Raw genomic sequence first — 7,592 nt, forward strand, 5'->3', positions numbered from 1 at the left:
TGATGCGTGATTGCTGCCAGGGGCGGCCCGAAGTATGTGCGGCGACCATGAGCGCGCTGTCGGCCTGTGACTGCCTCCCCCCTGCCCCCCTCAAGATACCAACTAAGGAGCGCGCAATGCAGGTGACCATCTACCATAACCCCGCGTGCGGTACGTCACGCAATGTTCTGGCGATGATTCAAAATAGCGGTGAAGAGCCCCTTGTCATCGAATATCTAAAAACACCACCTAGCAGGGCCGAACTGTCTGATCTGATTCAGCGGATGGGCGTACCGGTTCGCAGCGTCTTGCGGGAAAAAGGCACACCCTATCATGAGTTGGGCCTGGATAACCCGGACCTCACGGATGATGCGTTGTTAGATGCCATGATGGCGCACCCCATCCTTATCAACCGCCCCATTGTCGTGACGGATTTGGGGGTACGGTTGTGCCGCCCTTCCGAGACTGTGCTTGAGATATTGCCAAATCCGCAGCGCGGGACCTTCACGAAGGAAGATGGCGAAGCTGTGATTGACGCGGCAGGCCAGCGCGTGGACAAGCCGGGCCATGAGTGAACTCACTGCCCCCCCCAACCAAGCGTCCGGCATGGGGGTTTTTGAGCGTTATCTGACAATATGGGTCGCGCTTTGTATTATCGCTGGCATTGTTCTGGGCCAGCTTACCCCGGGCCTGTTTCATGCGCTTGGCAACGCGACCTTTGCACAGGTGAATTTGCCTGTCGCCGTGCTCGTCTGGCTGATGATCGTGCCCATGCTGTTGAAGATTGACCCAGCGGCGCTTCGCCATGTCGGCAAGCATTGGCGAGGCATGGCCTCAACGGTTGGCGTAAACTGGCTAGTCAAGCCTTTCTCCATGGCGTTTTTAGGCTGGCTTTTCATCGGCCATCTGTTCCGTCCCTTTCTCCCGGCGGATCAGATCAATTTCTATATGGCGGGACTTATTTTGCTGGCCGCCGCCCCTTGCACGGCGATGGTCTTCGTCTGGTCAAATCTTGTCGAAGGCGAACCGCATTTCACGCTGACCCAAGTGGCGCTGAATGACAGCATCATGATCGTAGCGTTTGCGCCTATCGTGGCACTGCTGCTGGGACTTTCCTCAATTACGGTGCCGTGGAATACGCTTGTTTTGTCCGTGGTGCTTTATATCGTGGTCCCAGTGACGGCCTCGCAGCTATGGCGGCGGACGCTACTAACAAAAGGCGGTCAACCCGCGCTCAGCAGCACCCTGAAAACACTGGCGCCTTTGTCTTTATCGGCGCTTCTGCTTACACTGATTTTGCTCTTTGGCTTGCAAGGGCAGCAAATTGTCCGGCAACCCGCCATCATCGCGCTGCTGGCCGTGCCGATCATTATTCAGGTTTATTTCAATGCGGGCCTTGCCTATTGGATCAACCGCAAGCTCGGCGTTGAGTGGTGCGTGGCCGGCCCCTCCGCGTTGATTGGCGCCAGCAATTTCTTTGAACTTGCGGTTGCCACGGCCATTGCGTTGTTTGGCTTCCAATCTGGCGCAGCGCTAGCAACGGTTGTGGGAGTGCTAGTTGAGGTGCCGGTGATGCTTTCGGTGGTAAAAATCGTCCGTCACTCACGCGGCTGGTATGAAAGGGGCCGTTCATGAGCTTACGTACACTCCCCGACCCGGACAATGTACCTGCCCTGGAAAAAGCATTTGCCACCCCTCGCCCCGCAGCCGGGCTTGGCCCGAACGATCCGCCACCCCGCATCCTGCTGCTTTACGGCTCTTTACGGCCACGGTCATTCTCGCGCCTGGCGGTTGAAGAAGCCGCGAGGATTCTGCGTTTCTTTGGTGCGGAAACCAGAATTTTCGACCCCTCGGATTTGCCCCTGCCGGATCAGGTCAAAGGCGACGACCATCCCGCAGTGCGGGAATTACGGAACCTGTCTTTGTGGTCCGAAGGGCAGGTCTGGTGCAGCCCCGAGCGGCACGGCCAGATTACCGGAATCATGAAGGCCCAGATTGACCATCTGCCACTTGAAATGGGCGGAATCCGGCCCACCCAGGGGCGCACGCTTGCCGTCATGCAGGTCTCAGGCGGTTCGCAAAGCTTCAATGCCGTGAACACGCTGCGGCTGCTTGGCCGCTGGATGCGGATGTTCACCATCCCCAACCAATCCAGCATCGCCAAGGCATTTCAGGAATTCGACGAAGCAGGCCGCATGAAGCCTTCCGCCTATTACGAACGCATTGTCGACGTGATGGAGGAGCTGGTGCGGTTCACAATCTTGCTGCGTCCGCACGCAGCACTTCTGGTTGACCGGTATTCTGAACGAAAAGCCGACGCCATCCGCGAAGCAAAAGCCGACCTGGCCTCCCAGGCCAAAGCGGCAGGCTCATAATAAGAAGGCCGGCAAAGCCTCAACTCAAGGCTTTTCCGGCCTCACACTCCCCAAGCGCGCCGCCGCCAGGCTGGCGAATATTTTAATCAAAAAGCATGGCAGACCAGGCTCGGAACAGCTTGATTATCAAGGCCGGACGCACCCTTGGCGCCCCTGCTTCCGTCTCGTCTAAGGCGCTCCTTGACTTCCAGATCGGACCATCCGCATAGTATTAAGGGGGAGCAATGAGTGCTTAACGGAGACTATCCTGGACACCTCATATCATCGCTCCGGTTTGATGTAACGCTTCAAGAGAGGAGTCGATCTTGAAAAGAAAAACTTTCGTTGCGATGATCGCGCCGTTGGCGCTGGGTCTGGCCTATGTGGCCGCACCGCAGACTGCCCGCGCGCAGAGCAGCGCAACCAACATCGTGGTTGGCGCTGACACAACCTTCCCGCCCTTCGAGACCGAGGTGGACGGCAAAGTGTCCGGCTTCGATATCGACATGATCAGGGCGATTGCCAAGGCTGAGGGCATGACCGTCACGATCAAGACGCTGCCCTTCAACGGGATTATTCCCAGCCTGCAGACCGGCGCTCTGGACGCCGCCGTGGCTGGGATCACCATCAAAACCAGCCGCATGCAGAACGTTGATTTCAGCGATGCCTATTACAAGTCTGGCCTGTCCATTCTGGTCAAAAAAGGTTCCGGCATTAAGGGCTTCGCTGACCTGAAGGGCCATGTGGTCGCCACCAAGAAGGCCACCTCCTCGGTCGACTACCTGCAGCAGCACGGCTTTGACATGAACCATGTCAAGCAGTTCGCGAACATTGACTCCGCCTATCAGACACTGGAAACCGGCGGTGCGGACGCGGTGATTTTCGACAACCCGGTGAATGTGAACTTCAAGATCCAGCACCACAATGTGGAAACTGTTGGGCCGCTGCTGACCGGTGAGTATTACGGCATCGCCATCAGCAAGAAAGACCCTGCGCTGGTCGCCAAGATCAATGACGGTCTAGCCAAGATCAAGGCGGACGGCGAATACCACCAGCTGTTTGTGAAGTATTTTGGCGGCGACACCAGCGGCGAAGTGAACGCCGTGATGAAGCCGGCTTCCGTTGCTGTTTCGGACTAAGTAAAGCCCCTTTTATGAGGCTGGATGCCCAACTCAGGCAGCCAGCCTCATACAATACGCGCTGTGAGTGTGTTTTTGCATAGGGTTTGAAACGTCAAGGCGATTTTTTGGCTTTATTCTTTATATCCGTTGCATCGAAACAGCATTTTGACGCCTGCACACCGCGTTCCGCGATGCACCCCAAGGCCGCCAGGACATGCCCTGGATCCTGCATCTTCCTTATAAATCAAGCGTAAGGTAGTACAGCGTCATGAACGTTGTCTGGCAAAATCTTCCGGTCATTCTGGGGGGGCTGGCGCTGACGATTCAGTATTCGATCGTTGCCATCATATTGATGGTGATTATCGGGCTGTTCGCGGCACTCATGCGTCTCTCCACGTTTGCACCGTTCCGGTGGATCTCTTCTGCTTATGTTGAGATGTTCCGGTCCACCCCGCTGCTGGTGCAGCTTTTCTTCATCGTGCTTGGTCTACCCGCAATTCTGCCGGTGAACCAATGGTTCGGGCAGCTTATGTACCCGATCCTCGCCGCCGCCCTGACGCTGAGCCTGAACGAAGGCGCCTATGTCACCGAGATCATCCGCGCCGGTATTCTCGGTGTTGATCGGGGACAGAAGGAAGCGGCCATGAGCATTGGCATGACCGGCTTTCAGACGATGCGCTACATCGTTCTGCCGCAAGCCTTCAAGCGGATGATTCCGCCTCTGGTCAACCAAGCGGCGCAAACCATCAAGGATACCTCTCTTTTGGCCCCCGTTGGCGTGGCCGAATTGGTGTATAAAGGCGAAATCGTGATCGCCGCGACTTTCGCCTCCTTCACAATCTGGGCGCTTGTCGCGCTGCTTTACTTCATCGTGATCTTCTCCGTTTCCAAATGCGCGTCTTACATGGAAAGGAGGCTGCAAGTTGATAAGCGTTAAAAATCTGCACAAATCCTTCGGCCACCATGAGATTCTGAAAGGAATCACCAATCATGTGGAAGAGCGGGAGGTGGTTGTCGTCATTGGCCCGTCGGGCAGTGGCAAAAGCACCTTCCTGCGCTGCCTCAACGGGCTGGAGTCAGTCACCAGCGGCGAAATTGAAATCGTCGGAATGAACCTGACCGAACCCAAGACCGATATCCATAAGCTGCGCCAGCATGTCGGCATGGTGTTTCAGCAGTTCAACCTGTTCAAACATCTGACGATTTTGGAAAACATCACTATCGGTCCGCGCAAGGTCAAGAAGATACCCGAAGCCGAAGCCAACGCCACCGCGCGCGAGCTGCTGGCCAAGGTTGGCCTGCCAGGCAAGGAAGCCAGCTACCCCGACCAGCTTTCAGGCGGCCAGCAGCAACGCGTTGCCATTGCCCGCGCCCTGGCGATGAAGCCAGACGTGATGCTGTTTGACGAACCAACCTCCGCCCTCGACCCCGAAATGGTGGGCGAAGTTCTCCAGGTGATGAAGAACCTCGCGGCCGAGGGCATGACCATGGTCGTCGTGACGCACGAAATGGGCTTCGCGCGTGAAGTCGGCCACCGGGTGATCTTCATGGACGGCGGTTACGTCGTCGAGGAAGGCAACCCCAAGGACCTCTTCTCCAATCCGCAGATGGAACGGACGAAGAATTTTCTCGCGAAAGTTCTCTGACCCTCAAAAGCTCCTGGCTCACCGGCCAGGAGTTTTTTTATGCCCCTGCGGACGCGTAAAATTGCATGATCACGGCGCCGGGTTGTAAGTCTCGCGCCAATGTCGCCATACCCCGCCGATCCTCTTGATATCCTCCATCGCGTTTTTGGCCATGCGGGCTTTCGCGGGCAACAGGAACAAGTTGTGCGCCATGTCACGGCGGGCGGAGACGCGTTGGTGCTCATGCCCACCGGCGGCGGCAAATCGCTTTGTTATCAGCTCCCTGCCCTCTGCCGCCCCGGCATGGCCGTTATCGTCTCCCCTTTAATCGCCCTGATGCGCGATCAGGTCGCGGCGCTGCGGCAAGTGGGGGTAGAGGCAGCGGCGCTCAATTCCAGCCTGACGGGGCCAGAACGTGCACAAGTCCGTGCCGCCATGCGGGAGAACCGCCTGAAGCTGCTCTACGCCGCGCCGGAACGGCTGATGGTGCCAGATTTTCTGGACATGCTGGCTGGTACGCCCATCTCCCTCATCGCCATCGACGAAGCTCATTGCGTCAGCCAATGGGGGCATGATTTCCGCCCGGAATATCTGCAACTCGCGATGCTGGCCGAACGCTTCCCCAACGTGCCTCGCATCGCTCTGACCGCCACGGCGGACCCTCAAACCCGGGAGGATATCGCAAAACGGCTGGGGCTGGAGGAATCCGCGCGGTTTGTTTCCAGCTTTGATCGGCCGAATATACGCTACGCGGTCATGCCCAAATCCGGGCCCATGAAGCAGCTACAAACCTTCCTGAAGGCGCATGAGGAGGAGAGCGGCATTGTCTATTGCCTCAGCCGCAATGCTGTGGAGGAAACCGCCAACGCCCTCTGCACGCAAGGGGTGAACGCACTGCCCTATCATGCCGGGTTGCCCGCGGACGTGCGCGCGGCCAACCAGGATGCGTTTCTAACCTCCGAGGGGCTGGTGCTAGTGGCAACCGTGGCGTTCGGCATGGGTATCGACAAGCCGGATGTACGCTTTGTGGTGCATCTAGACCTGCCTTCCAGCCTCGAAGCCTATTACCAGGAAACTGGCCGCGCCGGGCGCGACGGCCTGCCCGCCGAAACGCTGCTGCTTTATGGAATGCAGGATCTGGTGCTGCGCCGGAGCATGATTGAACAAGGCAGTTCCCCGCCGGAGATCAAACGCGTGGAGCGCGCCAAGCTTGAGTCTCTGCTGGGCGTGTGTGAAACCGCCACCTGCCGCCGCCAGGCCATTCTAGCGCATTTTGGCGAGATTCTGGCCCAGCCTTGCGGAAATTGCGACAACTGCCTGAACCCGGTGGAAACCTGGGACGGCACGGTGGCGGCGCAAAAAGCCCTCTCCGCCGCCTGGCGCACACGCCAGCGTTTTGGCGTCGGGCATCTCACAGATATTCTGCTGGGCACGCTTAACGAAAAAATCGAACGCTTCGGTCATGACAAGCTACCCACCTTCGGCGTGGGAACGGAGCTGGACCGCAAAGGCTGGGGGGCTGTATTCCGCCAGCTTATCGCACGTGGCGCGCTGGAAGTGGACCACGACTCCTACGGCGCGCTCTGCGTGACCGAATATGGCGACGCCGTGCTGCGCGGACGGGAGAAAATCTTCTTCCGCCAGGACCATGGCGGTAAAAGCGCGCGGGCCATGCTGAAGAAAAAAGCTGAACGCATCGCCCTCGCCCCTGCGGACGAAAAACTCTTCGAAGTACTGCGGGCGGAACGCGCGCGCCTCGCCAAAGAACAGAAACTACCCGCTTATGTGATTTTTCACGACGCCACCCTGGCCGCCATTGCCTCAGCCCGCCCCAAAGACCGGCAAGAGCTCGGGCAACTACCCGGCTTGGGCACCACCAAGCTGGACCGTTATGGCGATGCAATTTTGGCGATTGTGAACCAAGCTAATTAACAGCTGAACTTACGCCATCAGCAATTTTCAATTGTGTGAATATGAATCGGCGTTGTCAGAGAGACTGACGGCCTGTCGCTGCGCCCGGCACCTAACAGAATTTGAACACCGCCTGATGGGCAAATACGGGCTGAAACTCGGCCATCTTCATTTATAGTGATTCCAAATAAGAACGGATTGACGTATTATTGAGCCATCTTCTGGAGGTGGCTTTGAGCTATAGCGTTGATTTGCGTGAGCGAGCTGTGAGTTATAGTGATTCCCATTAACAACGTTACGCGCTAAACTCTGTCATCTTTAATGGGTGTCGGCGGATGAGCTACAGCGTTGATTTGCGTAAGCGTGTTGTTGATTACGTGCGCCAGGGTGGAGGGTGCACCGAGGCTGCGCGGATTTTTGACGTCAGCCGCATGACCATCCACCGCTGGCTTTGCAGAGAAGATTTGACGCCGAGACCTGCCAAGGAGCGCCGGCGTAAGCTCGATAAAGCGGCTCTGGCGGCGCATGTTCTCGAACATCCCGAGGCCCTTCTGAGGGAGCGGGCCGAGGCGTTTGGGGTGAGCATCAACGCGATCTGGGTG

At 57.6% G+C, this 7,592-nt stretch carries 9 protein-coding genes; 8 read left to right on the forward strand and 1 reads right to left on the reverse strand.

Translation table 11 applies throughout. The features are described 5' to 3' along the window. Positions 1 to 116: 116 nt before the first annotated feature. The 6 genes from arsC (at position 117) to BUB54_RS11445 (ending at position 5,100) form a co-directional block, all read left to right on the forward strand. Positions 117 to 554 (forward strand): arsenate reductase (glutaredoxin), encoded by a 438-nt coding sequence (gene arsC, locus BUB54_RS20805; protein WP_048877560.1) that lies wholly within the window; start codon positions 117 to 119, stop codon positions 552 to 554. Beyond that, positions 547 to 1,614 carry an ACR3 family arsenite efflux transporter gene (gene arsB, locus BUB54_RS11425; RefSeq protein WP_456303984.1) on the forward strand — a complete coding sequence of 356 codons (1,068 nt, stop codon included), beginning with the start codon at positions 547 to 549 and terminating at the stop codon, positions 1,612 to 1,614. Before arsC ends, arsB begins: the two co-directional genes overlap by 8 nt. Then, a complete protein-coding gene (gene arsH, locus BUB54_RS11430; RefSeq protein ID WP_048877517.1) occupies positions 1,611 to 2,354 on the forward strand; it encodes an arsenical resistance protein ArsH in 744 nt (247 codons plus the stop codon). The genes arsB and arsH overlap by 4 nt, the downstream gene beginning before the upstream one ends. Before the next feature lie 305 nt (positions 2,355 to 2,659). Beyond that, the gene (locus BUB54_RS11435) at positions 2,660 to 3,472 is read left to right on the forward strand and encodes a transporter substrate-binding domain-containing protein (protein ID WP_217652491.1); all 813 of its coding nucleotides are present in this window, start codon (positions 2,660 to 2,662) and stop codon (positions 3,470 to 3,472) included. A 250-nt stretch (positions 3,473 to 3,722) separates the two neighbouring features. Continuing rightward, complete coding sequence (locus BUB54_RS11440) at positions 3,723 to 4,391, forward strand: amino acid ABC transporter permease (RefSeq protein ID WP_048877516.1); 669 nt, start codon at positions 3,723 to 3,725, stop codon at positions 4,389 to 4,391. Then, positions 4,378 to 5,100: an amino acid ABC transporter ATP-binding protein gene (locus tag BUB54_RS11445; protein ID WP_048877515.1), complete on the forward strand. Its 723-nt coding sequence runs from the start codon at positions 4,378 to 4,380 to the stop codon at positions 5,098 to 5,100. The genes BUB54_RS11440 and BUB54_RS11445 overlap by 14 nt, the downstream gene beginning before the upstream one ends. Before the next feature lie 69 nt (positions 5,101 to 5,169). Here BUB54_RS11445 and BUB54_RS21805 read toward each other — a convergent pair whose 3' ends face one another. Then, positions 5,170 to 5,292 (reverse strand): hypothetical protein, encoded by a 123-nt coding sequence (locus tag BUB54_RS21805; RefSeq protein ID WP_280521940.1) that lies wholly within the window; start codon positions 5,290 to 5,292, stop codon positions 5,170 to 5,172. Here BUB54_RS21805 and recQ point away from each other — a divergent pair. Continuing rightward, entirely contained in the window at positions 5,284 to 7,011 is a 1,728-nt protein-coding gene (gene recQ, locus BUB54_RS11450) for a DNA helicase RecQ (RefSeq protein WP_244890775.1), read from the forward strand. The two genes, BUB54_RS21805 and recQ, sit on opposite strands and share 9 nt — an antisense overlap. A gap of 314 nt (positions 7,012 to 7,325) precedes the next feature. Next, positions 7,326 to 7,592: IS630 transposase-related protein (locus tag BUB54_RS11455; RefSeq protein ID WP_073211640.1), on the forward strand; the 267-nt coding region annotated here is incomplete at its 3' end.

The organism is Acidocella aminolytica 101 = DSM 11237 (assembly GCF_900129125.1).
GTDB lineage: Bacteria > Pseudomonadota > Alphaproteobacteria > Acetobacterales > Acetobacteraceae > Acidocella > Acidocella aminolytica.